Origin of the sequence: Vitiosangium sp. GDMCC 1.1324 (assembly GCF_003044305.1) — a bacterium.
Classification (GTDB): domain Bacteria; phylum Myxococcota; class Myxococcia; order Myxococcales; family Myxococcaceae; genus Archangium.
Map to the genome: position 1 here is coordinate 202,708 of NZ_PZOX01000018.1, position 24,929 is coordinate 227,636.

Genomic DNA, 24,929 nt, shown 5'->3' on the forward strand with positions numbered 1-24,929 from the left:
ATGATCAAGCGACTGACCCCTCCGCGGAGTGCCCTCGCTGGTGCCCTTCTCGCCGCGCTGCCGATGCTGGCTCGCGCCCAGACGGCGGCTCCAGCCGCGACCCCCCTCCAGCCCGCCATCCGGGAAGTGCAGGCGTTGCCTTCGCTCGCCCCACTGGTGGAGTCGGTGAAGGGGGCCGTCGTCAACGTGGACGTGCAGTCCCGGTCCTCCATGTCCGAGGACGGGGAGAACCCCCTCATGGAGCGCTTCTTCGGAGGCGGAATGGGCTCTCGAGGCCAACGGCGCGAGCCCATCCGTCAGGGCACGGGCTCGGGCTTCATCATCGATCCCAAGGGCATGGTGCTGACCAACAACCACGTCGTCGAGGGGGCGGTGTCCATCCTCGTGCGGATGGATGACGGGCGCAGCTTCGACGCGGAGATCGTCGGGAGGGATCCGCTCACCGACGTGGCCCTCATCCGGATCAAGGGCAAGGTGGACAACCTGCCCACGGTGAAGCTGGGAGACTCGGACGCGCTGCGCGTGGGCGACTGGGCGGTGGCAATTGGAAACCCGTTCGGGCTGGCCTCCAGCGTGAGCAGCGGCATCATCTCCGCGCGTGCCCGCAACATCCACTCCGGCCCCTACGACGACTTCCTCCAGACGGATGCGGCCATCAACCCGGGCAACTCGGGTGGTCCGCTCTTCAACCTGAAGGGCGAGGTGGTGGGCATCAATACCGCCATCGTGGGTGGAGGCACGGGCATCGGCTTCGCGGTGCCGAGCAACCTGGTGAAGGCGCTCCTGCCGCAGCTGGAGAAGGACGGCGCGGTGACGCGTGCGTGGCTGGGCATCGGCATCCAGGACCTGACGAGGGAGCTGGCCAAGGCGATGCAACTGCCCGTCACCGAGGGCGCCATCGTGTCCCAGGTGAACGACAACTCCCCGGCGGGCAAGGGCGGCGTGAAGGCGGATGACGTCATCGTGGCCATCGACGGGCAGAAGGTGGGCTCGGGCGGAGAGCTCACCCGGACGGTGGCGCTGAAGAAGCCGGGCAGCACCTCCGCGCTGGAGGTCTTCCGCGACGGCAAGCGGCAGACGCTGAAGGTGCAGCTCGGGACGCGGCCGGACCTGGAGGGCCGGAGCGTGCGTCCTCGCCGTGACGGCGACGAGGCCGAGCAGTCCTCCAAGGCGCGCGTGGGCGTTTCGCTGAGCAACCTGGATCAGCGGCTCGTCGAGCGCACGGGGCTGCGGTCGTCTCAAGGGGCGCTGGTGACGGACGTGCTGCCGGGCTCGCCGGCGGAGCGCGCCCAGTTGGAGGCGGGCATGGTGGTGGTGGAGGTGGATCGCAAGCCGGTGAACACCGCGGATGAGCTGGCGAAGATCATCCGCCAGGCGCGCTCGGGCAGCACGCTGCTGCTGCGCGTGGAGGTGCCGGGCGGCGGACGCTTCCTGCGCGCCCTGCAAATCCCGTAGCCCTCGGCTGAGCGAGTTTCCCGGCCCGTGTCCGCGCTCCCATGCAGCGGGCACGGGCCTTCGTGTCTCCGGCCCGGAGCCCGTGGGCGCTTCAGGCCTTGGCCACGCTGGGCGAGGCGGGATCGTTGGGGCGGGAGAGTCCGCGCTCGCGGCCCGGGTGCTGCTCCATGCCGGGCTCGTAGGAGGTGACGCGGTTCCGCCCGGCACGCTTGCTGGCGTAGAGGGCGGAGTCGGCGCAGTCCACCAGGGTGTCCTGGGTGTTGGCGTCGAGGGGGTAGGTGGCCACTCCGATGGAGACGGTGATGTGGCCGAAGGGCTGGGTGGGAGCGGCGAGCTGGGGTGCGTCCACCACGGCGCGCCGCAGCTTCTCGGCCACCTCGTAGGCGTCCTCCTTGGACACGTTGGACAGCACCAGCATGAACTCCTCGCCGCCGTAGCGCGCGAGCGTGTCCACCTTGCGCACGCGGGCCCGGAGCACGTCGCACACCCGGCGCAGGGACTCGTCACCGGCGCGGTGGCCCGCGGTGTCGTTGAGCCGCTTGAAGTGGTCGATGTCCACCATGAGGATGGACAGCGGCGTGCCGAAGCGCTGCGAGCGCGCCACCTCCAGCTCCAGCCGCGCGAAGAGGTGGCGGCGGTTGGGCACCCCGGTGAGCGGGTCCGTCATGGTGAGCTTCACGGCCTCGGCGTGGAGCATGGCGTTCTTCACCGCCGTGGCGGCCTGATCGGCCACCGCGGTGAGCAGCTCGAGTTCCTCGGGCGCGAAGCTGGCCACCTCGGGGCGCCGGAAGTTGAGCACTCCCAGCACCGAGTCCGTGTGCACCATGGGGATGCTCAGCAGCGCCCCGCTGTCGTTGCCCGGCGGCAGCCCGTGCCGGGCGAAGCTGCTCGAGGGATCCTTGATGTCCGGCACGTACACCACGCGCTGCATCTCCGCCGCGCGTCCGGCCGCGCCCTCGCCGAGCTGGAACGTCATCCCCTCGTGCTGAGGATCCGCCGGGAAGGAGCTCTTGACCTCCAGAAGCCCGTCCGAGTTGAGGAGCATGATGGAGAAGTCCGGGATGTGGAGCCGCTCGGGCACCAGCTGGGTGACGCGCGAGAGCAGCTCGGACAGCTCGATGGTGGAGTTGACCGAGCGTGCCACGTCGAAGAGCAGGGCCAGCTCGGCGATGCGCTCCTCCAACTCCTCCTTGAGGGACAGCTTCCACTTCGTCACCTGGAGATCGCGGTGGGTGTCGATCTCCTCGGCCTTCATGGAGGTGATGCGCGCCAGCATGGCGTTGAAGGCCGCGGCGAGCCGGGAGATCTCATCCGTGCCGTGCACCTCGGCGCGCACCAGGAAGTCGCCCTCCTCGGCGCCGCGCATGGCGGCCGTCAACCGGCGCAGCGGACGGGTGAGGAAGAAGTGCAGCGAGGTCCCTGTGGCGACGATCAGCATGCTGCCCAGCACCAGCACCGCCACCAGCGCACCGCCGAGGGCATCGGCGAGCTCCCGGTGCACCTCCGGCTCGGCCACGCGCAGGTGCAGCAGGCCCACGGGCCGCTCCTGGGCGCCCGCATGACAGCCCTCGCAGGCCTTCTCCCCGAGTGGACGGAGCACCTCCGTGGAGTGCGTATCCGAGCGGGCCCACTGGGTGCTGGAGGCCGTCAGGCGGTCCGCCTCGGGGTGACGCCGGCCCACGTCCTCCGGGCGCGGGGACCAGCGGATGCGGCCGTCCGGCGACAGCACATTGAGCTCCGCCGTGGCGCGCAACATCCGCACGTCCGAGCGCAGGAGCTCGGCGACGGGAGTGTGGGGAGGCATGCCCTCGGGAGTAGGGAGCCGGAAGGTGGTGCCGACGAACTCCGCGAGCACCATCGCCTCATCGTGCGTGGCGTCCCGGGCCGCTTGCTGCGCCTCACGCCAGAAGTAGCCCACGCCCAGCAGGGCCGCGAACAGCCCGGGCAGTGCGATGCTCCACAGGAGCTTCCTGCCTACGGTGTCGAGACCCAATGCCATATGTGCGTGGAGGCAGGGGCCCCCGGCCCGGTGCCGTCATTCCCCTGTAGATGTACGGTTTTTGGATTGTCGGATCGGCTAACGCACACTGTCAAACGGACTTCGCGAGAAATTATTTGATACCCGCGAGGTTCCTGTGGCGTGACGCGCCGCGTGGTGTGTTTCGATGTCGAGCCCGCTCATGTCCGACCCGATCCCGTCCTTCGTGCTCTCCTCCCTGCTCCCCGTGCCCCACGGCTTCGCCACGCGTGCTGGCGGCGTGTCCGAGGGGGCCTATGCCTCGCTCAACCTGGGCTTTTCGGTGGGTGACCTGCGAGAGCGGGTGGAGGAGAACCATCGGCGCCTGGCGGCGGCGGCGGGCGCGGCGCTGGACGCGCTGCACACGGTGAAGCAGGTGCATGGGGACCGGGTGGTGGAGGCGGGGGCAGGCGAGGGGACGGGCGCTCTGCGCTTGCCCGAGGGGGAGGCGGACGCGCTGTGGACGGAGCGGCCGGAGCACTGGGTGGCGGTGGGGACCGCGGACTGCGTGCCGGTGCTGCTGGTGGACCCCGAGGGCCGGCGGGTGGCGGCGGTTCACTCGGGGTGGCGGGGAACGGACGCGCACATCGTGGCGCGGGCGGTGGAGGCGCTGGTGGCGAAGGGCTCGCAGCCCGAGCGGTTGCTGGCGGCGGTGGGCCCCTGCATCCAGCGCTGCTGCTACGTCGTCTCCGAGGACCTGGGCGAGCGCTTCACCACGCGCTTCGGGCCGGAGGTGGTGGTCCGCGAGCGAGGGGACGTGCGGTTGGATCTCTCACGGGCGGTGCGTGACACGCTGCGGGGCGCGGGGCTGAAGGCGGCCCACGTGGAGGTACTTCCCCACTGCACCGCGTGTGATGCGAGCCGATTCTTCTCGCACCGGCGTGACGCGGGTCGCACGGGCCGTCACCTCAATTTCGTGGTGAACCGGTTCTGATCGCCCTCCGGGCCGATTTCTTGACGGTCTCCGACAGTGCTTCCTATCCTCTTGAAGAATCCCCGAAGCTCGTGCCGGAGCGCCGCATCATTCGCCGACTGCTTGCCATCGCGTCCTCGTGCGCGCTGTCCGCCTGTGCCACCACCGGCTCCGCCAACACGTCGGAGCTGGCGGAGCTGAAGGCCGAGGTGCGCGCCATGCGCGAGACCCAGTCCCGCCTGGAGAAGCGCCTCGAGCGCTTGGAGCTGCACGCCAGCGTGAGCCAGGCCCGTGGCGCTTCCGCACCGGCCCGGGACGCCTCCGCCGCGCCCGCCGCCGCGCCCGCGCCCGCATTCACCACGCCCGACCTGACGGTGGTGAAGCTCAAGCCGCGCAACGAGCCCGCCCCTTCGCTGCCCACCCGGGTGGCCGTCGTCGAGCCCTCGCCCGACGACATGGAGATGTTCATCAGCTCTGCCTCGGAGAGCGACAGCGCCCCCGCCTCGGCCGACAGTGAGCCGAAGGAGCAGATGGACACCACGGTGCTGGACGCGATGTTCGAGCAGGCGGTGGCCGCGCTGCGCACCGGCAACGTGGAGGGCGGGGTGACGCGCCTGCTGCGCTTCGCCGAGGACAATCCCCGCCACCCCCGGGCCGACAACGCGCTCTACTTCAGCGGGCTCGGGCAGATGGGGCTCAAGGACTTCACCTCCGCGGCGAAGACCTTCGAGCGCCTCATCGACAACTATCCGGCCGGTGACGCCGTGCTGGATGGAATGCTGCGGCTGGCCGAGTGCCGGCTGCGGCTCGACCAGAAAGACGACGCGCGGGCGCTCTACACCCGCATCCTCACCCAGTTCCCGGGGACGGCCGCCGCCAGCCAGGCGGAACAGCGGCTCGCGTCCCTCTCGCACTAGCAGTCCGAAAGGAAGTCCTCCGATGCGCTCGCGGATCCTCTCCTCGCTCCTTCTCGCCACCGTGCTCGCGCCGCCCGCGGTGTGGGCGCAGAACGCGGACGACCAGCAGGAGCCCGAGTCGGGCAACGAGACCGAGGGCTCCGAGGTCGTCGACGAGCAGCAGCAGCCGCCCGGTCAGACCGGCAAGTTCACCCTCCCTCCGGGCCAGAGCGGCCGTGAGTCCGCTCCCGGCGAGGTCCACACCGTGGAGAAGGGCGACACGCTGTGGGACTTGTCGCAGCGCTACCTGGGCAGCCCCTGGTACTGGCCCAAGGTCTGGTCCTACAACCCGGAGATCGCCAACCCGCACTGGATCTACCCCGGCAACAACGTGCGCTTCTTCCCCGCGGGTGAGGAGGTTCCCTCGCGAGTGGAGGCGGGCATCGGTCCGGCGCCCGCGGAGATGGTGGCCGAGCCCGGGGAGATCGCTGAGTCCACCGAGATCCCCATCAACGGTGGGGATCTGGTGACGGTGAGTGGCAAGCTCACCTACGAGCCCAAGGCGTCGCGCACGGTGATGACGCAGGGCTTCGTCACCTCGCGCGAACTGGACGAGGCGGGCCGCATCGAGGGCGCCGCCACCGGGGCGGAGATGCTGTCCTTCCCGGATGTGGCCTACGTGCGCTTCAAGCGCAAGGCGGACGCGAAGGTCGGGGACAAGTACGTGGTGTTCCACACCGCGCAGGAGGTGAAGCATCCCGTCTCGCACAAGCCCGTGGGCCACCTCACCGAGTTCGTTGGCACCCTGCGCGTGGTCGCGCTGGGTGACAACTTCGTCAAGGCGCAGGTCACCGAGACGTGGGATGCCGTGCAGCGCGGAGACCTGGTGGGCCCGTACGGCGAGCGGCTCGTGGAGCAGGTGGTGCCCCGGCGCAACGAGAAGGAGCTCAAGGGCTACGTCATCACCGCGCTCGTGCCCTACCTGACCCTGACCGCCGAGCACCACTTCCTGGTGGTCGACAAGGGCAGCGCCGATGGCGTCCAGGTGGGCAACACCTTCACCATCACCCGCCAGGGCGACCCCGCCCGCGCGCAGGTGCTCAAGCTGGAGCCGCCATCGTTCGGCAAGAAGAAGAAGGAGGAGCCGCTGCCCGCGGAGAACATCGCCCTGTGCCTCGTCACCGAGGTGAAGGAGCGTACCTCCAACTGCGTCCTCACGACCTCCATCGAGGAGGTGTCGCCCGGGGACGCCGCGGTGATGCGAGTCAGCCAGTCGCCCACCGCGCAGCGCTGAGCAGCCCGGGCACACACCGCCGGCTGCCCCCCTGGAGAGGGTACGTAACCCCCTGGATCGGCTCGCCTGCTCCCTACTGCAGGGGACGTGCCGCTTGACCACTGCCGGTCGGGTGTTTATGTGTCCCGCCCCCCATCCCGTCGGACCCATCTTCTATATAGGTGGGCCCAGGAGGGGGTCGGGTATGGTGGACGTCACGACGGACAACAGGTACACGGCGGAGCAGCGGGCGCTGCTGGCGCTCTGGGCAGTCCCCGGGTTGGGCCCGAGGACCCTGGGGAGCCTGCGCGCCTTCGCCAGGGGAGACCTCGCTCGCCTGGTTGCCTGCCCGGTGCGGGAGTGGCTGATGGAAGCCCCCCTGCCCACGCCCGTGCGCCGGCGGCTCGCGGAGGTGTCCGAGCTGGGTCCTCTGGCCGACCATGTCCTGGAGCGCTGTGCGGCGGTGGCCATGGGGATCGCCTTCCAGGGCGAGCCGGCCTATCCCGCGCGCCTGGCCGAGGCGGATGACGCGCCCCCGCTCCTCTTCTACCGGGGGCACGTGGGACCTCCGCGCCGCCGGGTGGCCATGGTGGGCAGCCGGCACCCGGACCAGGGTTTCCTTCCCTTCGCGCGGGCCTTCGCCCGGCAGGTGGCGGAGGGTGGGGTGGGCGTGGTGTCCGGAGCCGCCGCCGGGGTGGACAGGGCCTGCCACTGGGGGGCGTTGGACGCGGAGGGGGAGACGTGGGCCTTCCTCGGCTCGGCGCTGGACGAACTGGACCCGGCCCAGGCGAAGCTGCTGCCGCACTTCCTCACCCGGGGAGGCGTGTTCTTCAGTGAGCTGCCGCCCGGGGTCCGGGCGAGCACGACGACTTTTCCCCGGCGCAACCGGCTCATCTCCGGCGCGTCGGATGCGGTGTTGATCCTCCGGGCAGGGGCCGCTTCGGGCAGCCTCTACACGGCGGAAGCAGGACGTGCGCAGGGGCGGCCAGTGCTGGCCCTGCCCGGTGATGTGATGAACGAGGGGGCGGCCGGGTGCAACGCGCTCATCCGGGACGGACTCGCCCGGGCCTGCCTCTCCGTTCATGAAGTCTGGCGGGCCGTGGGGCACCACCCCGAACGGATGGTTCCGCCAGGAGAGGGCTCGTCGTGGGATGAGCTCTCGGCGGAAGCGAGGGGGGCCTACCAGGTGTTGGATAGGGTTCCCAGGTCATTCGACGAGGTGCTGGCCGGAAGCCGGCTCTCGCCCGCGGCGCTCTCGAGCGCCCTGGTGGAGCTCGAACTGTCGGGGCTCGTCATCCAGCATCCTGGAAGGTTGTACGAGAGGGTTTGAGGAGAATCATGGCGACGCGCACGAAGAAGACGGCAACGGCGGGCGAGATGGAGGTCGAGGAGACGGCGACCCCCAAGAAGGCAGCCAAGAAGCCGGCGGCGCGCAAGAAGACCGCCGCGAAGAAGACCGCCAAGAAGACGGCCGCCAAGAAGGCCTCCTCGCGCCGCAAGGGTGGGGACGGGGCCCTGGCCACCGTGGAGGCCTCCGCCGAGGACGGCGAGGTCACCGAGTCCCCCAGGCGGGGCAAGGGGCCGCACTACCTCGTGGTGGTCGAGTCGCCCGCCAAGGCGAAGACCATCAAGAAGTACCTGGGCACCGGCTACACGGTGAAGGCCTCGGTGGGCCACATCCTGGACCTGCCCAAGAGCAAGATGGGCGTGGACCTCGAGCACGACTTCGAGCCCCAGTACGAGGTCATCAAGGGCAAGGAGAAGGTGCTCAGCGAGCTGAAGAAGGCCGCCCAGGGCGTGGACAAGGTCTTCCTGGCGACGGACCCCGACCGCGAGGGAGAGGCCATTGCCTGGCACATCAACCAGCAGCTGGGCCACCAGAACGCCTTCCGGGTGATGTTCAACGAGATCACCAAGCCGGCCATCCAGGAGGCCATCGCGCACCCGCGCCAGCTCAGCCAGGAGAACTACGACTCCCAGCAGACGCGGCGCATCCTGGACCGGTTGGTGGGCTATCAGATCTCTCCGCTGCTCTGGAAGAAGGTACGCCGGGGCCTGTCCGCGGGCCGCGTGCAGTCCGTGGCCGTGCGCCTCGTCTGCGAGCGCGAGGATGAGATCAAGGCCTTCGTCCCCCAGGAGTACTGGACGCTGGACTCGATCCTCGAGGGCCCCTCCGGGCCTCCACCCTTCAAGGCCAAGCTGGCCCGGGTGGACGGCAAGAAGGTGGACCTGAAGGACAAGGACACCACCCAGGCGCTGGTGGAGGAGCTGAAGAGCGCGTCCTTCGCGGTGTCCAAGGTGGACAAGCGCGAGCGGCGCCGCAACGCCCCCGCTCCGTTCATCACCTCCAAGCTGCAGCAGGAGGCCGCCAACCGGCTCCACTTCACCGCCAAGAAGACCATGGCGCTCGCCCAGCGGCTCTACGAGGGCGTGCCGCTCGGTGAGGAGGGCCAGACGGCGCTCATCACGTACATGCGTACGGACTCCACCCGTCTGTCGGACCAGGCGGTGGCGGCGGTGCGCGACTTCATCGGCCAGACGTACGGCGCGGACTACCTGCCGGAGGCCCCGGTGGTGTACCGCACCAAGAAGGGCGCCCAGGACGCGCACGAGGCCATCCGTCCCACCTCGCTCGAGTACCCGCCCTCGAAGGTGAAGCACCACTTCGACGCGATGAACGACGACATGGCCGCGGACATGTTCCGCCTCTACGAGCTCATCTGGAACCGCTTCGTGGCGTGCCAGACGAAGCCGGCCGTGTATGACCAGACGAGCGCGGACATCACCGCGGGCCGGGCCACCTTCCGGGCCTCGGGCTCCACGCTGAAGTTCCCCGGCTACCTGGCCGTCTACGGCGCCGGCCTCACCCCCGAGGAGGAGGCCGCTCAGGAGAAGGCGCGCGCCGCCGGCGAGGAGACCGACGAGGACGGCGTGGGCGAGCTGCCCGTGCTCAACGACGGGGACGTGTTGAAGCTGCAGAAGCTGCTCGACGAGCAGCACTTCACCCAGCCCCCGCCGCGCTTCTCGGAAGCCACCCTCGTCAAGGAGCTCGAGGAGCGGGGCATCGGCCGTCCCTCCACCTACGCCGCCATCCTCTCCACCATCCAGGAGAAGAAGTACGTGGAGAAGCTGGAGGGCCGCTTCCGGCCCACGGACCTCGGCGTCATCTGCAACGAGCTGCTCGTCAAACACTTCCCCCACGAGCTGGACGCCGCCTTCACCGCCACCATGGAGGAGAAGCTGGATCAGATCTCCGAGGGCGAGGCCAACTGGAAGGCCGTCCTCAAGGACTTCTACGGGCCCTTCAAGGAGACGCTCGAGAAGGCCGAAGCGGAGATGCGCGACGTCAAGCGCGAGGAGATCAAGACCGACGTGGCGTGCGAGAAGTGCGGCAACGTCATGGTGATCAAGTGGGGGAAGATGGGCCACTTCCTCGCGTGCTCGAACTACCCCGAGTGCAAGAACACCAAGGACTTCAAGCGCGACGCCGAGGGGAAGATCGTCATCATCGAGGAGGAGACGACCGACGAGAAGTGTGAGAACTGCGGCAAGCCCATGGTGGTGAAGCGGGGCCGCTTCGGCCGCTTCCTGGCGTGTTCCGGCTACCCCGAGTGCAAGACGTCCAAGCCCATCTCCATCGGCGTGTCCTGCCCGGACTGCAAACAGGGCTACCTCACCGAGCGTCGCAGCGGACGCGGGAAGATCTTCTTCGGCTGCAACCGCTACCCGGACTGCAAGTTCGCCGCGTGGGACCGGCCCCTGCCCGAGGCGTGCCCGCAGTGCCAGTCGCCCTACCTGCTGCAGAAGTACTCCAAGCGGGACGGCCCCTTCGTGGCCTGCCCCAACAAGGAGTGCGACTACCGCCGGCAGATCGTCGAGCCGGAGGCCGCCGCCGCCGCCAACGGCACCAATGCCTCCTCGGCTGCTTGAGAGACTGAAAGTTCAAGGATTTCAGGGGCATGGCCTGCCCCTGGCTTGACACCTCCGAGGAGGGTCCTCTAGAAGTTCCGTGCCTGCCTGTGCGGCGGGCCCGGGCGTCGAAAGGACCCTCTTCGCGATGATTCCCATGGTGAGCGAGCTGCTGGATGTGGTGCTGACCCAGGCTCCGGCGGCAGCGGAGGCCGTGAAGGCGGCGCCAGCCAAGCTCGGCGTCGTGGACTCCGTCATCAAGTTCTTCAAGGACGGCGGCCCGTTCATGTTCGTCAATCTGTTCTGGCTGGCCTCCGCGCTCGCGGTGGCCCTGGAGCGGATCGTCACGCTCATGTTCCGCTACAACCTCAACGCCCCGCCCTTCATGGAGCAGGTGACGAAGCTGGTGATGACCGGCAACGTGGACCGCGCCGTGAAGCTGTGCGCCGCCGCTCCCAACTCGCCGCTCGCGAAGATCATCCGCGCCGGCCTCACCCGCGCCAACCGCGGGGAGATCGAAGTGGCCAAGGCGGTGGAAGAGGCGCTCGTCGAGAACAGCCCTCACGTGGGTGCGCGCATCCCGTGGCTGTGGTCGCTGGCCAACATCGCCACCCTGGTGGGACTCGTCGGCACCATCTTCGGTCTGATCGGCACGTTCCAGGCGCTCGGCAACGTGCCCGCCGAGCAGAAGCAGGCCCTGCTGTCGGATGGTATCTCCAAGGCCATGAACAACACCGCGTTCGCGCTCTCCATCGCGGTGTTGTGCATCGTCTTCCACCTGATCCTCACCTCGTACGCCAAGAACATGGTGGAGACCATGGAGCTCAACGCGCTCAAGCTGGAGAACCTGCTGGCGCGCAAGGCCGCGGGCGAGACCACGATCGACGAGGCCCGGGCCGCCTGAGGCCGCGCCCGGAGGGGCCATGGCGTTCTATTACTCCCGGCGCAAGCTGAAGCCTCGTGAGGAGGAGGAGACGGGCGAGCTCAACATCGTCCCGTACCTCGACATCCTCATGAACCTCATCCTCTTCATGCTGCTGTCCATCAACGGGCTGGCGGCCTTCGGCATCCTCAACGTCAGCGCGCCCAGCTACGGCGGCCCCAGCACCACGGTGGCCCCCCAGGAGAACCCGGACAAGCCGCAGCTGACGCTCAGCGTGCTCATCAGCAAGAAGGGGCACTTCGTCAACAGCGAGAACGCCATCCTCGGCAAGGACGGCGCTCCCACCATCCCGCTCAAGGCGGACGGCTCGTATGACTACGCCGCCCTCAACGCGCAGATGGTGAAGATCAAGGCCGCCTTCCCCACCGAGACCAAGGTCATCGTCGCCGCGGATCCGGAGATCCCCTACGACGCCCTCATCCAGACCATGGATTCCATCCGCGAGACGCAGGACCGCTCCCACCGCCTGCTCTTCCCCGACGTCACCCTCGGAGCCATCTAGATGTCGACGGGCGAGAGCACTCCGCCACTGCCAGCGGACAACGAGCGGCTGCAGCGCATGCGCTATCGCAAGGCGATGGCGCGCAAGAAGCGCAAGGAGCGCGAGGCGGCCGGGGAGATCAAGGAGCTGAACATCACCGCGATGATGGACATGATGACCATCCTCCTGGTGTTCCTGCTCAAGTCCTTCGCCTCGTCCTCGGCGGCGCTGACGGCCAGCGAGGACGTGCGGCCGCCCGTGTCCTCCACGCGCGCCACGCCCAAGGACACCGTGGCCGTCACCGTCACCCCCAAGAACATCCTCGTGGGGGAGAAGGAAGTGCTGCGGCTGAAGAACGGGCAGCTGCCTCCCGAGGCGCTCCAGGGCCGGCTGGTGCTCCCCCTGGACGCGCAGCTCAAGAAGGAAGTGGAGAAGTTGAAGTACATCGCCGAGCGCAACCCGGCGGCCCCCTTCAACGGGGAGCTCTCCGTCATCGCGGACAAGAGTATCCCGTACGACATGCTCCTCACGGTGCTCTACACCGCGGGCCAGAACGAGCTGGAGAACTACCGGTTCGTGGTCCTCCAGGCCGGCGAGGAGAAGGCGCAGTAAGGGCCACCGGCTTGCCGGGCGCCCCTCGGGTCCCTCGCGCTAGATGGTCGGCGTGGCCTGCGGGCCGCCGCGCACGTCCAGCTCGTGACGGGTCGCGTCTTCCTCGCACCGGATGGCGAAGGGCAGCGCCTCCAGCCGCTCGATGGGGATGTCATAGCCGCAGTCCACGCACGTGCCGAACACGCCCGTGTCCATCCGACGCAGCGCGGCATCGATGAGCATCACCTCGCGCCGCTGTGCCTCCATCAGACTGGAGAGGGTGTAGTCCGCCAGTTCCGCCTGGGCGTTCTCCTCGTACTCGGGATCCCGATCCTGATCCTTCAGCGAGGACAGCTCCCGTTGGGCCCCCTGACTGGCGCTGAGGATGTCCCGGCGGCGCCGCTGCAGGAGATTGCGAATCTTCAGAAGGTCATCGGCTCGGCTCATGGCCTGTCGCTCCATCTATGGTGCACTGCGTCGCCCGGACCCACTTACCGCGCGAGGAACGGGCAAAAGCTAGGAGCCTCGGTCAGGTAGGGAAACTGTTTCTGCCGGCCCTACTTGTCGCAGGGCCGAGGAGGGGACGAGCGAGCAGGGGCTCGGCGTCCGAGGGGTGGACATCCAGGAGCGGAAGGGTGGGACAGGGCGAAGGGGTCCTGCTAACAGTTGCCAGACGGGCCAGGGACGGGCCGTGGAGAGAGTGATGCAGGACGTGAAGCTTCAGCGGGTGACGGTGATTGGCGGTGGACTGGCGGGCAGCGAGTGCGCCTGGCAACTGGCGCGGCGCGGGGTGCCCGTGACGCTGCGGGAGATGAAGCCGCACCGGCGCTCGCCCGCGCACAAGACGGACCAATTCGCGGAGCTGGTGTGCTCCAACTCGTTGCGCTCGGACAACCCGGAGAGCGCCATCGGACTGCTGCACGCGGAGCTGCGGGCGCTGTCGTCGGTGATTCTGGGGTGCGCGGACACGCACCGGGTGCCGGCGGGGGATGCCCTGGCGGTGGACCGGGAGGCGTTCTCGGCGGCGGTGACGCGCTCGGTGCACGGGGCGCCGGGCGTGGAGGTGGTGGCGGGCGAGGTGGAGACGCTCCCCCAGGGTACGGTGGTGGTGGCCACCGGGCCGCTCACCTCGGACGCGCTGACGAAGGAGCTCGAGCGCTACGTGGGAGAGAAGCTCTATTTCTATGACTCGATTGCCCCCATCGTGGCGGGGGACTCCATCGACATGGGGATTGCCTTCCGCGCGAGCCGCTACGGCAAGGGCGGGGGAGACGACTACATCAACCTGCCGATGAACCAGGAGGAGTACTACCGGTTCATCGCCGAGGTGAAGGCGGGCCAGAAGCTGCAGCCGCACAGCTTCGAGGAACCCAGATACTTCGAAGGGTGTCTGCCCATCGAAGTGATGGTCGATCGAGGCGTGGAGACGCTGGCCTTCGGGCCGATGAAGCCGGTGGGGTTGAAGGATCCGCGCACGGGCGAGGAGCCCTATGCGGTGGTGCAACTGCGCATGGAGGACCGGGCGGGCACGGCGTGGAACATGGTGGGCTTCCAGACGCGCCTCACCTGGGGCGAGCAGAAGCGCATCTTCTCCACGTGCGTCCCGGGCCTGGCCAACGCCGAGTTCCTGCGGATGGGGCAGATCCACCGCAACACCTTCATCGACTCGCCGCGGCTGCTGGGCAGGGACTTGTCGCTGAAGGCGGAGCCGCGCCTGTTCTTCGCGGGACAGATTACGGGCGTGGAGGGGTACGTGGAGTCGGCGGCGTGCGGCTACCTGACGGCGCTGGCGGTGCACGCGCGGCTGACGGGGCGCGAGTTCGTCCCGCCTCCGGCGACCACGGCGCTGGGCTCGCTCTACCGTCACGTGACGGGCGAGGCGCATCCGCCGGACCATGACTACCAGCCCTCGAACGTCATCTTCGGGTTGTTCCCGCCGCTGCCGGGGCGGGTGAAGAAGGCGGACAAGCGGACGAAGTACGCGGAGCGGGCGCGGGCGGACCTGGCCGCGTGGCTGCCGAGCGTTCCTCCCGCACAGGAGCTCCAGGGGACTGCATGAGCCGAAGAACCGTGGTGGCCGGCGCGCTGATGGCGCTCGCGCTGGTGGGGTGCAAGCGCGGTGACGAGAAGGGGAGTGGCGGGAAGGGGAGCGCCCGGGCCGGTGCGGTCGTGGGCGGAGTGGGGACGATGCTGGCCGAGGGCCCGGCGGAAGACCTGCGCGTCACCGAGGATGGGCAGTTCGCCACGTTCCTGCGCAAGACGCACAAGCCGATCGTCGAGGGGATTCCGCCCCAGATGCGGCTGGGTGAGCTGTACGTGGTGCCGGTGACGGGCGGCGTGCCGCGCAAGCTGGGCGACGGGGTGACCAACTATCCCGGGGGGCTGCTCACCACCCCGGACTCCAAGCACGTGCTGTTCCTCACGGGCTACAACGTGGCGAACCAGTCCGGCGCGCTGCACGTGCTGGCGCTGCACGAGCCCACCGCCGAGCCCCAGAAGCTCGGGGAGTCGGTGACATACTTCCTGCCGAGCCCGGACGGCTCGAAGCTGGCCTTCGTGGACGGTGGGGTGCTGAAGCTCGGGCCGCTGCCGGCGGGGCCCTTCCGCCAGGTGGCGGGCGAGGTGTCCACGGCGGGCTTCTCCCCGGACGGCGTGACGCTCTTCTTCAAACGGAAGCTGGCGGCGGCCGGCGGGCTGCTGGCGGTGCCGGTGGAGGCGCCCCAGGGCAAGGCGGGCGAGCCGCTCAAGCTGGCGGACCAGGTGGGCGACTACGTGCTGTCTCCGGACTCCAAGCGCGTGGCGTACCAGGTGCGCAACCCCTCGGTGCCGGGCACGTATGACCTGTACCTGGCGGAACTGCCCGAGCTGAAGGGGCGCAAGGTGGCCTCGGGCACGACGGTGTTCGGCTTCTCGCCGGACTCGAAGTGGCTGGCGCGCAACGACGGGGGCAAGCCGGAGGTGATGGGCGACCTGTACGTGGGCCCGGCCTCGGGCGAGCCGGGGCGCAAGGTGGGCGAGCGCGTGAAGGACCTGGCCTTCTCACCGGACTCACAGGCGCTGGCCTTCCTGGCGAAGTACGACCAGCCAGCGGGCGCGGGGCTGATGGGCGTGGTGGCGCTGCCGGACGGCGAGCCGAAGCTGGTGGGCAGCCGCGTGCCCAATTTCACGTGGGGCTCGGACGGCAAGTACGTGGCCTTCCTCTCGCGCTTCCTCAAGCCCATCTACTCGGTGGACCTGATGCTGTACCAGGTGGGCGCGGAGAAGGCGCAGAAGGCCCAGCCGGGCGTCTTCGGCTATGGCTTCACCAAGGAGAACTCGGCGCTCGTCTTCCGCGCCGGGTGCATCCGCGAGGGCCGAGCCTGTGACTTCAAGGCGCTGCCGCTGCCTCCCACCGCCGACGCCCAGCCCGCGACGTGGCTGCAGGGCATCTACAGCTACAAGCTGTCCGAGGACGGCAACCGGATTCTCGCCACCTCGGCGCGGATGGACTCGGACACGTATGACGTGGCCGTCTATGACGTGAAGACGCAGGCGCGGAAGACGCTCGACCAGGGCGCGCAACTGCCGGCGTACTTCGCGGGCCCGAACGACTCGCTGGCGGTGTACGTGCTGAAGGGAACGAACCCCGGCGTGTACGTGGCACCCGCTCAGCCGTGAGAAGCTTGCGGGCGGCCCGGTTGCGTCTACGCTGGAGCCGCCCATGAGCACCGCCGAGCTGTCGCCGCTGCTGGAGAAGTTCCGCGCCCACCTCGAGGACGAGAAGGGCGCCAGCCCGCACACCGTGCGCAACTACCTGATCGACCTGGTGGACTTCGAGCGCTACCTGGTCGAGCGGATGAAGTTGACGCTGTTGTCGGCCTCGCACGCGGCGATCCGTGGCTACATGGGGACGCTGGCGGTGGACCATGCTGCGTCCAGCCGCTCGAGGCGGCTCGCGAGCATCAAGAGCTTCTACAAGTACCTGGTGCGGCAGAAGCTGCTGCCGGGCAGCCCGGCGAAGCTGGTGAAGAGCCCCAAGCTGCCCAAGAGCCTGCCCAAGGTGCTGCCCGTGGACGAGGTGTTCGCCATCCTCGACATGCCGTCGCAGAAGACGGTGCTGGGCCTGCGGGACAAGGCGATTCTCGAGATTCTCTACGGCGGAGGCCTGCGTATCAGCGAGCTGTGCGGGCTGAACCTGCTGGACGTGGACCGGAGCGGGCGGATCATCCGGGTGATGGGCAAGGGCAGCAAGGAGCGCCTGTGCCCGGTGAACGCGCAGGCCATCCGAGCGCTGGAGGCGTACCTGGCGCGGCGGGGCGAGCTGCTCGCGGTGCCGCGCGAGGGGCAGGACGCGGAGGCGGTGTTCCTCAACTACCGGGGGGGCCGGCTGACGCCGCGAAGCATCGCGAGGCACCTGGACACCTACGTGGTGCAGTGCGCGCTGCAGCGCAAGGTGAGCCCGCACGCGATGCGCCACTCGTTCGCGACGCACCTGCTCGGGGGAGGTGCGGACATCCGCAGCATCCAGGAACTGCTGGGTCACGCGAGCCTCTCCACCACGCAGCGGTATACGCACGTGAGCTGGGAGCAGCTTCAGGCCGTCTACGACGCCGCGCACCCGAGGGCGTGATTCCCCTTTTCCGGGGCGACTTGGGACCTTCCCAGGAGAGCGGGCAGGGGCGGCGGGCGGCTACGGACGCCACAGCGCGGGCTTTGCGCCGGGGCGGCCTTCATCTCCCTCTCCACATCGCAGGTCTCGATGTGGCTGCCACGCCCCTTCAGGTCTCTTACTCCCAGCAACTGCTCAATCCGCGTCTCCACCCCGCCCCTCTGCGCAGACCGAGGCGCAGTTTCTCGCTGAGCTTGGGGAATGGTCGAGCCCGGAGGCTCTATCGCAGAGCCTTGGTGCTTCTTGGCAGGGCGGCTACTTCGGAAGCGGGGCTGACGCGATTGCAGCTGCGCAGCGAGGGCCCATGGGCGCAGTTCTCTGGTCCCCCGGGGCTCGTTCTGGGCACATGGTTGTCATTGAGCCAGCGGGACAAGGATTCCTCGTCAGAGATCCACTCCCAGGTAGCACCTACAACGTGACTGGAAGCTGGCTCGACAAGTACGTAGCCGGAGGCGTCTGGAAATGAGCGACTTCAAGATCTACTCGATCACCTACGTTCAGCCGCACGTGTACGAAGTCATCTTCATGCGTGATGGTGAGGAAACAACCGTGCAATTCACGGTTGTTGAGCGCGCTGGTATTAGGGCAGTTCAGCCGGTTCCCGACATCTTCATGTCAGGCGCAGTTCCGCCTCGTGAGGTTAGTGCGGCAGTTCTGGCTTTCGATCATGCCAGGGGAAATGGAGATTCTTCGGACGATACCCGATAGCTGGTGTGCCGCCGAGATCTGAACCTGGAAATGTAACGAAGTTCTTCGCTCAGTAGGTGGAAACGATGGTTTTTGTTCGTGGGACACCATGTGGTATTTGTGGCAAGCCAATCGATGGGGCGCCTGGTGCCGCGCTGCCGCATTTTGTGCGGAATCGTCGAGACCCGCTCTACCCCTTGTCTGGTCGTTCGTTCCATGGCGAGTGTTTCTCGGCGCACCCGTTACGTGAGCTTGCGCTGCGTAGAAGTGAAGAGCGGATTAATCGGGTGAAGGTCGCCTCCCCACTCTGCGTCGTTTGCGGGGATGAGATCAAAGAGGATAGGTACAACACTGAATTCTTGACGGATGACAGGCAGTCTCCGCTTTACGAATTCAACTATCTTCATTTCCACCGGCGGCACTTCTGCGATTGGTCTCGCTTTGAGGAATTCCGGAAGTTGGTGGCGGAATTCGAAAGCTCGGGAGCGTACGAAGGTCCTCCCATTTTGCCGGATTGAGTCTGTCCGCAGCCGGAGCAAAGCCTGAACGTCCACAGCTCGCTTGGGTCAGCCTGCAGCTTGGTCCGAGCGGGTGTGGCCCGTTGCTTTCACGCGGGCCAGGTCGATGCGGACCCGGTCGTAGGCGAGGGCTACTCGCCAAGGGCGAGTGAGCATGGGTCGGAGTGAGTCCAGCTCGATGCAGTGCCTCCGGGCCTGATGACGGATGCACCGCACGGTCGTGCCGACTCGCTGGTGAGCCGTGGAGATCGCCACCTGCTGGTCCTCGGCGATGGCCTTCAGGTCGGCGCCGTGGGCCCGCAGGGCGGCCAGGTTACGGTGGAGGTCGAGAGCGGGCCGAGGGCCGTTCAGACCGTGCAGGAGGTCATCCTTGAATGACGCCTGGGCGTGCTCACGCGATGTTGATCATCGCCGAAGTACAGATACTGGAGTCTGGACGAGATGGCCGGGACGGTACGCGGCAGTCCATCCTCGTGGGCGAGGATCCAGGTGACGGCATCGCGCACCAACGTGGCGCTGAGGCGGTCGCCCCGGTACAGGCTCGTCGGCAAGGATGGGGGCGGTGGCGGCAGGCCCAGGTTCAGCACGGCCTTGGCCATGGCACGGAGTTGCTTCCGAAGCTGGGACCCGGCAGAGGTCTGGGCCAACACCCGCCGGAGGCGGTGGCGGATCCGAGGCGCGGATACCCGCAGCGCTGAGCTGGAGCAGGGGAGGGCAGCTGAGCCAGCGTGGTCTCGCCCGTGGCCTCGACCAGCTGGAGCAGGAAGTCACCGAGAAGATCGTCCACCTCAGGTACTGACATCAGTCGGCCGCGAATGCCTCGGGCCATGGTCTCTGTCAAGCAGCCGCCGTTCTCCCTCTGGGGGGGCGCGCATCGCCCCGTCCAAGACGCTCTCGACGACGCACCGCGCAGCGCTCCCGCCGAGGAGGGTGAGGGGGCGAACAGCCGGTCGGTGAATCATGGAAACCCCCGCTTCCCCTTGTTAAACCCCCCTCCATGTTCCATGGCACCACCATCCTGTGCGTCCGCCGAGAGGGCAAGGTCGTCATCGCGGGCGACGGTCAGGTCAGTCTCGACAAGACCATCATGAAGAACACCGCGAAGAAGGTCCGCCGCATCGGTGACGGCTCCGTCCTCGCCGGCTTCGCGGGCAGCACCGCCGACGCCTTCACCCTCTTCGAGCGCTTCGAGGCCCGTCTCAAGGAGCACCAGAAGAACCTCGCCCGCGCCTGTGTCGAGCTCGGCAAGGACTGGCGCACCGACCGCTTCCTCCGCCGCCTGGAGGCCCTCCTCATCGTCGCCGACCGCGAGAAGACCTTCATCCTCTCCGGCGCCGGCGACGTCATCGAGCCCGACTTCGGCATCGCCTCCGTCGGCAGCGGCGGTCCCTACGCCCTCTCCGCCGCCCGCGCCCTCATGACGCACACCCAACTGTCTGCCCGCGAAGTGGCCACCCACGCCATGCAGATCGCCGCGGACATCTGCATCTACACCAACTCCAACGTCACCATCGAAGAGCTCTGAGGGGACACCACCGTGAGCAACGGACGCAAGAACCCCGCTTTCACTCCCCGCGAGGTGGTCGGCGAGCTCGACCGCTACATCGTCGGGCAGAACGCCGCCAAGCGCGCCGTGGCCATCGCCCTGCGCAACCGCTGGCGCCGTCAGCAGGTCCCCGAGGATCTGCGCGATGAGATCCACCCCAAGAACATCATCATGATCGGCCCCACCGGCGTGGGGAAGACGGAGATCGCCCGCCGCTTGGCGAAGCTCGCTCAGGCCCCCTTCGTCAAGGTCGAGGCCTCCAAGTTCACCGAGGTCGGCTACGTGGGTCGCGACGTCGAGTCCATGGTGCGCGACCTGGTCGAGGCCGCCATCTCGCTCGTGCGCGACGAGGAGATGGAGAAGGTGCGCGAGCGCGCCATCGAGCTCGCCGAGGACCGGCTGTCGCAGCTGCTCGCCGGCAATGGGCCCTCCTCGCGTCCGTCCGGCGGCATCGGCTTCATGCCTCCTCCGCCTCCTCCCTCCGCACCCCGGCTCGGGGACTCCGAGCGCGAGAAGCTCCGGGCGCAGCTGCGCGCTGGCACGCTCGATGACCACGAGGTGGAGATCGAAACCGCCGAGACCGGTGGCCCCACCTTCCTGCGCAACTTCTCCGGCCAGGGCATGGAGGAGATCGGCGTCAACCTGCAGGACCTCTTCAAGAACATGCCCGGAATGAGCCGCTCGCGGCGGCGCAAGGTGCGCGCCCCCGAGGCCCTGCGGCTGCTCGAGCAGGAGGAGGCCGCCAAGCTGGTGGACAATGAGCGCGTCACCCGCGAGGCGCTCGTGCGCGCGGAGACCAGCGGCATCGTCTTCATCGATGAGATCGACAAGATCGCCAGCCGCGAGGGGGCAGGGAAGGGCTCGGGCCCGGACGTGTCCCGCGAGGGCGTCCAGCGCGACATCCTCCCCATCGTTGAGGGCTCTACTGTCAACACCAAGTACGGTCAGGTGAAGACGGACCACATGCTCTTCATCGCCGCCGGCGCCTTCCACGTCTCCAAGCCCAGCGACCTCATCCCCGAGCTCCAGGGCCGCTTCCCCATCCGCGTGGAGCTGGATCCCCTCAGCGGCGAGGACCTGGTCCGCATCCTCCGCGAGCCTCGCAACTCGCTCATCCGCCAGTACACCGCGCTGCTCGCCACGGAAGGGGTGCGCCTGAACTTTTCCGATGATGCCATTGCGGAGATCGCCCGCATTGCGCAGTCCGTCAACGAACGGACAGAGAACATCGGGGCGCGGAGGTTGCACACGGTACTGGAACGTCTGCTCGACGAGGTATCCTTCACCGCCAGCGAGCAGGGCCCCAAGGACCTGCAGATCGACGCCACCTACGTGCGTGAGCGCCTCGCCTCCGTGGTCCAGGACGAGGATCTCTCGCGCTACATCCTCTAGTCCAATGAGGGAGCCCATCGTGTCCCAACCCACCCCTATGAGAACCGCCAAGAACGACGCCGCGCAGGCCACTCCCACCACCGGCAACAACCAGCAGTGGATCGACAAGGCCAAGGCCCACCTGCTGCAGAACTACAAGCAGCAGCCCATCGTGCTCGAGCGCGGGTTGGGCTCGCGCGTCTGGGACGCGGATGGTCGGGAGTATCTGGATCTGCTCGGAGGCATCGCCACGTGTGGGCTCGGCCACTGCCACCCCGAGGTCGTGGCCGCGGTGCGGGCCCAGCTGGACAAGCTCTGGCACACCTCCAACGTCTTCTACTCGGAGCCGCAGATCGACCTGGCCGCCCGGCTCACCGCCGCCTCGGGCCTGCAGCGCGCCTTCTTCTGCAACTCGGGCGCGGAGGCCAACGAGGCCCTGCTCAAGCTGGCCCGCAAGGTCCAGAAGGACCGCGGCAACTCCGAGCGCTACGAGGTCATCACCTTCGACAACTCGTTCCACGGGCGCACGCTGGCCACCGTCACCGCCACCGGGCAGACGAAGTACCAGAAGGGCTTCGAGCCCCTGCCGGCGGGCTTCACCCACGTGCCCTACGGGGACCTGGAGGCCGTGCGCAAGGCCGTGGGTCCTCACACCGCCGCCATCCTCGTGGAGCCCATCCAGGGCGAGGGCGGTGTGAAGGTGGCGCCCCCGGGCTTCCTCAAGGCCCTGCGCTCCCTGTGCGACGAGAAGGGCCTGCTGCTGCTCGTGGATGAGATCCAGACCGGCATGGGCCGCACCGGCAAGGTCTTCGCCTACCAGCACGAGGGCATCCTCCCGGACGCCATCAGCCTGGCCAAGGCGCTCGGCAATGGTCTGCCCATCGGCGCCATGTTGTGCACCGAGGAGGCCGGCAAGAGCCTGGCTCCGGGCACCCACGGCTCCACCTTCGGCGGCAACCTCATCGCCGCGGTCGCCGCCAATGTCGTCATCCGCAAGGTGACCGAGCCGCAGCTCCTGCGCGACGTGGCCCAGAAGGGCGAGTACTTCCTCACCCGCCTGCGCGAGCTCCAGAGCCGCATGCCCACCGTCATCAAGGAGGCTCGCGGCCTGGGCCTGCTGATCGGCGTGGAGCTCGTCCAGGACGCCGCGCCCTTCATCGCCAAGTGCCGCGAGCTCGGCATGCTCGTCAACGCCGCCGGCGACAAGACCATCCGCTTCGCCCCGGCCTATACCGTCACCAATGACGACCTGGATCAGGGCGTCCGCATCCTCGAGCGCGCCCTGAAGTCCTGAGCGCTCGCCGCTCCCGGGAGTGCACTCCCTGTTACCTGGAGTGCATTTCCGGAAAACCAGGAAGTCTCTTGGTCGACGGAGCAGTCTTCTCCGCCTGAAATAATCCGCCGATGGTGTTTGACGCGACAGAGGGCCGGGCTTAGGATTTCCGTTGGTTGTGACGGTTTCCCGAGTTCCCTCGAAAGGGCTCCGTTCCGGAGGTTCCCGATGATCGCGCCTCAAGCTGCCATTGATATCGATCCGGGTTCGGAGCGCGACGCCATCCGGGCCAATCAGCTCATCGAGGCGGGGCTCTGGTTGCACCTCGGGGGGGACAGGGCGGGGGCGCGGAGCCTCTTCATGAAGGCCCTGGTGCATGATCCCTCCAACCGCCGGGCCCGGGAGTGGCTCGCCAAGAGCGAGGCCTCTGTCTCCGTGGCGCCCGCTCCCCTCCAGGGTGTTCCACCCCCCGCCGTGCGGCCCATGACCGTGCCTCCCCTGGCGTCCGTGGCTCCCCAGCCCGCGCTGGAGGTGAGCGTCGTCCTGTTGGATGAGGAGGCGGTGGTTCCCGACGAGGAGCGCCGGCTCATCACCGCCGACGTGTTGAGCTTCCTCTCCGAGCCCCAGTTCGCCCCCGGGGCCCTCCAGTCGGCCGAGTCCGCGCCGGAGGCCCGGAGGCCAGTCGCTCCCGTGTTCGAGGCGCCTCGGCCAGTGCCCCCCGCGCCGGAGGCTCGGCGGCCGGTCACGCCTGCGCCCGAGGCGTCTCGGCCAGTGCCCCCCGCCGAGGCCCGGCGGCCAGTCACGCCTGTCCCCGAGGCTCGGCGGCCCATCGCACCCGCAATGGAGACTCCTCGGCCAGTCACGCCTGCGCCCGAGGCTCGAAGGCCGGTCTCGCCCGCACCGGAGACTCCCCGGCCGGTCACGCCTGTGCCCGAGGCCCGGAGGCCGGTCACTCCCGCACCAGAGGCTCCCCGGCCTGTTACGCCTGTACCCGAGGCCCGGAGGCCCGTCGCGCCCGTGCCCGAGGCGCCCCGGCCGGCCACGCCGCTGCCCGTGCTCGTTCCCCGGGTGGAGCCGCTCCAGGAGGTGGCCACGCTGCTGCAGGGCGTGGCGGATCTGCTCTCGCTGGGAGACGCGTCGAGCGCGATCGAGTTGCTGAAGAAGGCCGAGCAGCTCGCCCCGGGCGATGCGCGGCTGGCGGCGGCCCGTGAGCGCTGCATGCGTCAGCAGCAGGCCTCTCTGGAGGCGAGGTTGGGGGACCTGAAGCGGGTGCCCGCGCTGAAGCTGCGCATGGCGGACCTGATGAAGCTCAGCCTGGATTCTCGCGCGGGTTTCCTGCTGTCGCGTATCGACGGGCGGCTCAGCTTCGAGGCCCTCTTCGCCGTGTCCGGCATGTCCCGGCTGGACACGATGCGCGTCCTGGTCCAGTTGCTGGACCAGGACATCATCTCCGTCCGCTGACTAGTAGCGGAACGCCTGGAAGACGTAGCTGCCCGGCTCGCTCTGCGCCGAGTAGAGCGCGAGATAGAGCGTGGTGGTCGAGGCCGCCGTGATCTCCACGTACGAGTTGCGCGTGGTGAGGAACGGGGTCTTCACGTCCTGCGCGGTGTAGGCCGCGAGCGAGGGCACGGCGCGGTCGGTCCTGAACTCGATGCGGTACGTGCTGCCCTGGGTGACGGCGATGGAGAACCAGTCCACGTCCTGGCCGTACTCGAGGCGCCCATAGTGGTCGACGGGCGAGGTGGCGCCGCCCACGTCCGGGACGACGGTGGTGGCCTTGTCGGAGGCGTCTCCGTGGTCATCCTGGCCCAGCGAGCTGTAGGCGAGCGAGTAGAGGCCGGTGGCGGCGGAGGCGTCCATCGGCGAGTGGCTCACGCGCACGTAGTAGGCGCCGGTGGCGCGGGCCTTGAATCCCACCTGGGCCTTGGGGCGGCCGTCCTGGGAGGTGATCCAGAGGCCCTCCTTGTCGAAGATGTCCACGCGCGGCATGAGCGAGCCCTGCCCGGGCTCCACGGTGACGCTGTAGACGGTGTTCAGGGTGCCGTCGATGCGGAAGAAGTCGTAGTCACCGACGGGCTCGATGCTCTGCTGCCGCGACGCGTTTTCCGTGGCCAACACTTTGGCGCGCGACAGGCAGTCATCCGGCTCGGAGCTGTCGCCGGAGTGCTCGGGACAGTTCGCGGTGGTGATGGGCTCGCACACACCGCTGGGCCGCAGCACGGTGCCCTGCTTGCAGAGACAGCGCGCGTTGCCGTCCTCGTTGACGCACAGGGTCTTGTCGCCCTGGGTGCAGGGATTGGGGCTGCACGGATCCTTCGGGGTGTCGGGACCCGTGCTCACCAGGCAGCCGGTGCCGAGCACCGCCGCGAGGGGCAGGAGGGAGAGGCGGGAGAGAAGGGGTCTCATGG

Annotated in this window: 21 protein-coding genes; 17 read left to right on the plus strand and 4 right to left on the minus strand. The window is 68.4% G+C overall.

What is annotated here, in order from left to right; all coding sequences use genetic code 11:
- Complete coding sequence (locus tag DAT35_RS40205; protein WP_108074591.1) at nucleotides 1-1,455, plus strand: trypsin-like peptidase domain-containing protein; 1,455 nt, start codon at nucleotides 1-3, stop codon at nucleotides 1,453-1,455.
- Between the two features lie 91 nt (nucleotides 1,456-1,546).
- On the opposite strand, the gene DAT35_RS40210 is transcribed toward DAT35_RS40205, so the two are convergent.
- Entirely contained in the window at nucleotides 1,547-3,454 is a 1,908-nt protein-coding gene (locus DAT35_RS40210; protein WP_108074592.1) for a diguanylate cyclase, read from the minus strand.
- Nucleotides 3,455-3,635: 181 nt separating this feature from the next.
- On the opposite strand from DAT35_RS40210, the gene pgeF reads away from it, so the two are divergent.
- The 8 genes from pgeF to DAT35_RS40250 all read left to right on the plus strand — a co-directional run bounded on the left by pgeF (nucleotide 3,636) and on the right by DAT35_RS40250 (nucleotide 12,499).
- Nucleotides 3,636-4,406 carry a peptidoglycan editing factor PgeF gene (pgeF, locus tag DAT35_RS40215; RefSeq protein WP_108074593.1) on the plus strand — a complete coding sequence of 257 codons (771 nt, stop codon included), beginning with the start codon at nucleotides 3,636-3,638 and terminating at the stop codon, nucleotides 4,404-4,406.
- A gap of 71 nt (nucleotides 4,407-4,477) precedes the next feature.
- Nucleotides 4,478-5,302 (plus strand): tol-pal system YbgF family protein, encoded by an 825-nt coding sequence (locus DAT35_RS40220; protein ID WP_108074594.1) that lies wholly within the window; start codon nucleotides 4,478-4,480, stop codon nucleotides 5,300-5,302.
- A 22-nt stretch (nucleotides 5,303-5,324) separates the two neighbouring features.
- Nucleotides 5,325-6,575, plus strand: coding sequence for a LysM peptidoglycan-binding domain-containing protein (locus tag DAT35_RS40225; RefSeq protein WP_108074595.1), 1,251 nt, complete (start codon nucleotides 5,325-5,327; stop codon nucleotides 6,573-6,575).
- 184 nt (nucleotides 6,576-6,759) lie between these two features.
- The gene (locus DAT35_RS40230; protein ID WP_108074596.1) at nucleotides 6,760-7,884 is read left to right on the plus strand and encodes a DNA-processing protein DprA; all 1,125 of its coding nucleotides are present in this window, start codon (nucleotides 6,760-6,762) and stop codon (nucleotides 7,882-7,884) included.
- 8 nt (nucleotides 7,885-7,892) lie between these two features.
- Nucleotides 7,893-10,484 (plus strand): type I DNA topoisomerase, encoded by a 2,592-nt coding sequence (gene topA, locus DAT35_RS40235; RefSeq protein ID WP_108074597.1) that lies wholly within the window; start codon nucleotides 7,893-7,895, stop codon nucleotides 10,482-10,484.
- Nucleotides 10,485-10,611: 127 nt separating this feature from the next.
- Nucleotides 10,612-11,367: a MotA/TolQ/ExbB proton channel family protein gene (locus tag DAT35_RS40240; RefSeq protein WP_108074598.1), complete on the plus strand. Its 756-nt coding sequence runs from the start codon at nucleotides 10,612-10,614 to the stop codon at nucleotides 11,365-11,367.
- A 19-nt stretch (nucleotides 11,368-11,386) separates the two neighbouring features.
- Nucleotides 11,387-11,908, plus strand: a complete 522-nt coding sequence (locus tag DAT35_RS40245) for a biopolymer transporter ExbD (RefSeq protein ID WP_108074599.1) — start codon at nucleotides 11,387-11,389, stop codon at nucleotides 11,906-11,908.
- Entirely contained in the window at nucleotides 11,909-12,499 is a 591-nt protein-coding gene (locus tag DAT35_RS40250) for a biopolymer transporter ExbD (RefSeq protein WP_108074600.1), read from the plus strand.
- Nucleotides 12,500-12,538: 39 nt separating this feature from the next.
- Here the strand turns inward: DAT35_RS40250 and DAT35_RS40255 are convergent, their stop codons facing one another.
- Complete coding sequence (locus DAT35_RS40255; RefSeq protein ID WP_108074601.1) at nucleotides 12,539-12,925, minus strand: TraR/DksA C4-type zinc finger protein; 387 nt, start codon at nucleotides 12,923-12,925, stop codon at nucleotides 12,539-12,541.
- 256 nt (nucleotides 12,926-13,181) lie between these two features.
- On the opposite strand from DAT35_RS40255, the gene trmFO reads away from it, so the two are divergent.
- From trmFO to DAT35_RS58455, 4 genes are all read left to right on the plus strand, one after another.
- A complete protein-coding gene (gene trmFO / locus DAT35_RS40260) occupies nucleotides 13,182-14,537 on the plus strand; it encodes a methylenetetrahydrofolate--tRNA-(uracil(54)-C(5))-methyltransferase (FADH(2)-oxidizing) TrmFO (protein ID WP_108074602.1) in 1,356 nt (451 codons plus the stop codon).
- Nucleotides 14,534-16,135, plus strand: coding sequence for a gliding motility protein (locus DAT35_RS40265; protein WP_108074603.1), 1,602 nt, complete (start codon nucleotides 14,534-14,536; stop codon nucleotides 16,133-16,135). The genes trmFO and DAT35_RS40265 overlap by 4 nt, the downstream gene beginning before the upstream one ends.
- Nucleotides 16,136-16,178: 43 nt before the next feature.
- Nucleotides 16,179-17,087 (plus strand): tyrosine recombinase XerC, encoded by a 909-nt coding sequence (locus tag DAT35_RS40270; protein WP_108074604.1) that lies wholly within the window; start codon nucleotides 16,179-16,181, stop codon nucleotides 17,085-17,087.
- Nucleotides 17,088-17,588: 501 nt separating this feature from the next.
- Complete coding sequence (locus DAT35_RS58455) at nucleotides 17,589-17,834, plus strand: hypothetical protein (RefSeq protein WP_146210087.1); 246 nt, start codon at nucleotides 17,589-17,591, stop codon at nucleotides 17,832-17,834.
- A gap of 844 nt (nucleotides 17,835-18,678) precedes the next feature.
- Here DAT35_RS58455 and DAT35_RS58460 read toward each other — a convergent pair.
- Complete coding sequence (locus DAT35_RS58460) at nucleotides 18,679-18,930, minus strand: hypothetical protein (protein ID WP_146210088.1); 252 nt, start codon at nucleotides 18,928-18,930, stop codon at nucleotides 18,679-18,681.
- 398 nt (nucleotides 18,931-19,328) lie between these two features.
- On the opposite strand from DAT35_RS58460, the gene hslV reads away from it, so the two are divergent.
- The 4 genes from hslV to DAT35_RS40300 all read left to right on the plus strand — a co-directional run bounded on the left by hslV (nucleotide 19,329) and on the right by DAT35_RS40300 (nucleotide 23,982).
- Nucleotides 19,329-19,856: an ATP-dependent protease subunit HslV gene (hslV, locus tag DAT35_RS40285; protein ID WP_108074607.1), complete on the plus strand. Its 528-nt coding sequence runs from the start codon at nucleotides 19,329-19,331 to the stop codon at nucleotides 19,854-19,856.
- A 12-nt stretch (nucleotides 19,857-19,868) separates the two neighbouring features.
- Nucleotides 19,869-21,269: an ATP-dependent protease ATPase subunit HslU gene (gene hslU, locus DAT35_RS40290; RefSeq protein WP_108074608.1), complete on the plus strand. Its 1,401-nt coding sequence runs from the start codon at nucleotides 19,869-19,871 to the stop codon at nucleotides 21,267-21,269.
- A gap of 37 nt (nucleotides 21,270-21,306) precedes the next feature.
- Entirely contained in the window at nucleotides 21,307-22,542 is a 1,236-nt protein-coding gene (locus DAT35_RS40295) for an acetylornithine transaminase (protein ID WP_108074609.1), read from the plus strand.
- 207 nt (nucleotides 22,543-22,749) lie between these two features.
- Nucleotides 22,750-23,982 (plus strand): hypothetical protein, encoded by a 1,233-nt coding sequence (locus DAT35_RS40300; RefSeq protein ID WP_108074610.1) that lies wholly within the window; start codon nucleotides 22,750-22,752, stop codon nucleotides 23,980-23,982.
- Here the strand turns inward: DAT35_RS40300 and DAT35_RS40305 are convergent, their stop codons facing one another.
- The gene (locus DAT35_RS40305; RefSeq protein WP_108074611.1) at nucleotides 23,983-24,927 is read right to left on the minus strand and encodes a hypothetical protein; all 945 of its coding nucleotides are present in this window, start codon (nucleotides 24,925-24,927) and stop codon (nucleotides 23,983-23,985) included.
- Nucleotides 24,928-24,929: the final 2 nt, after the last annotated feature.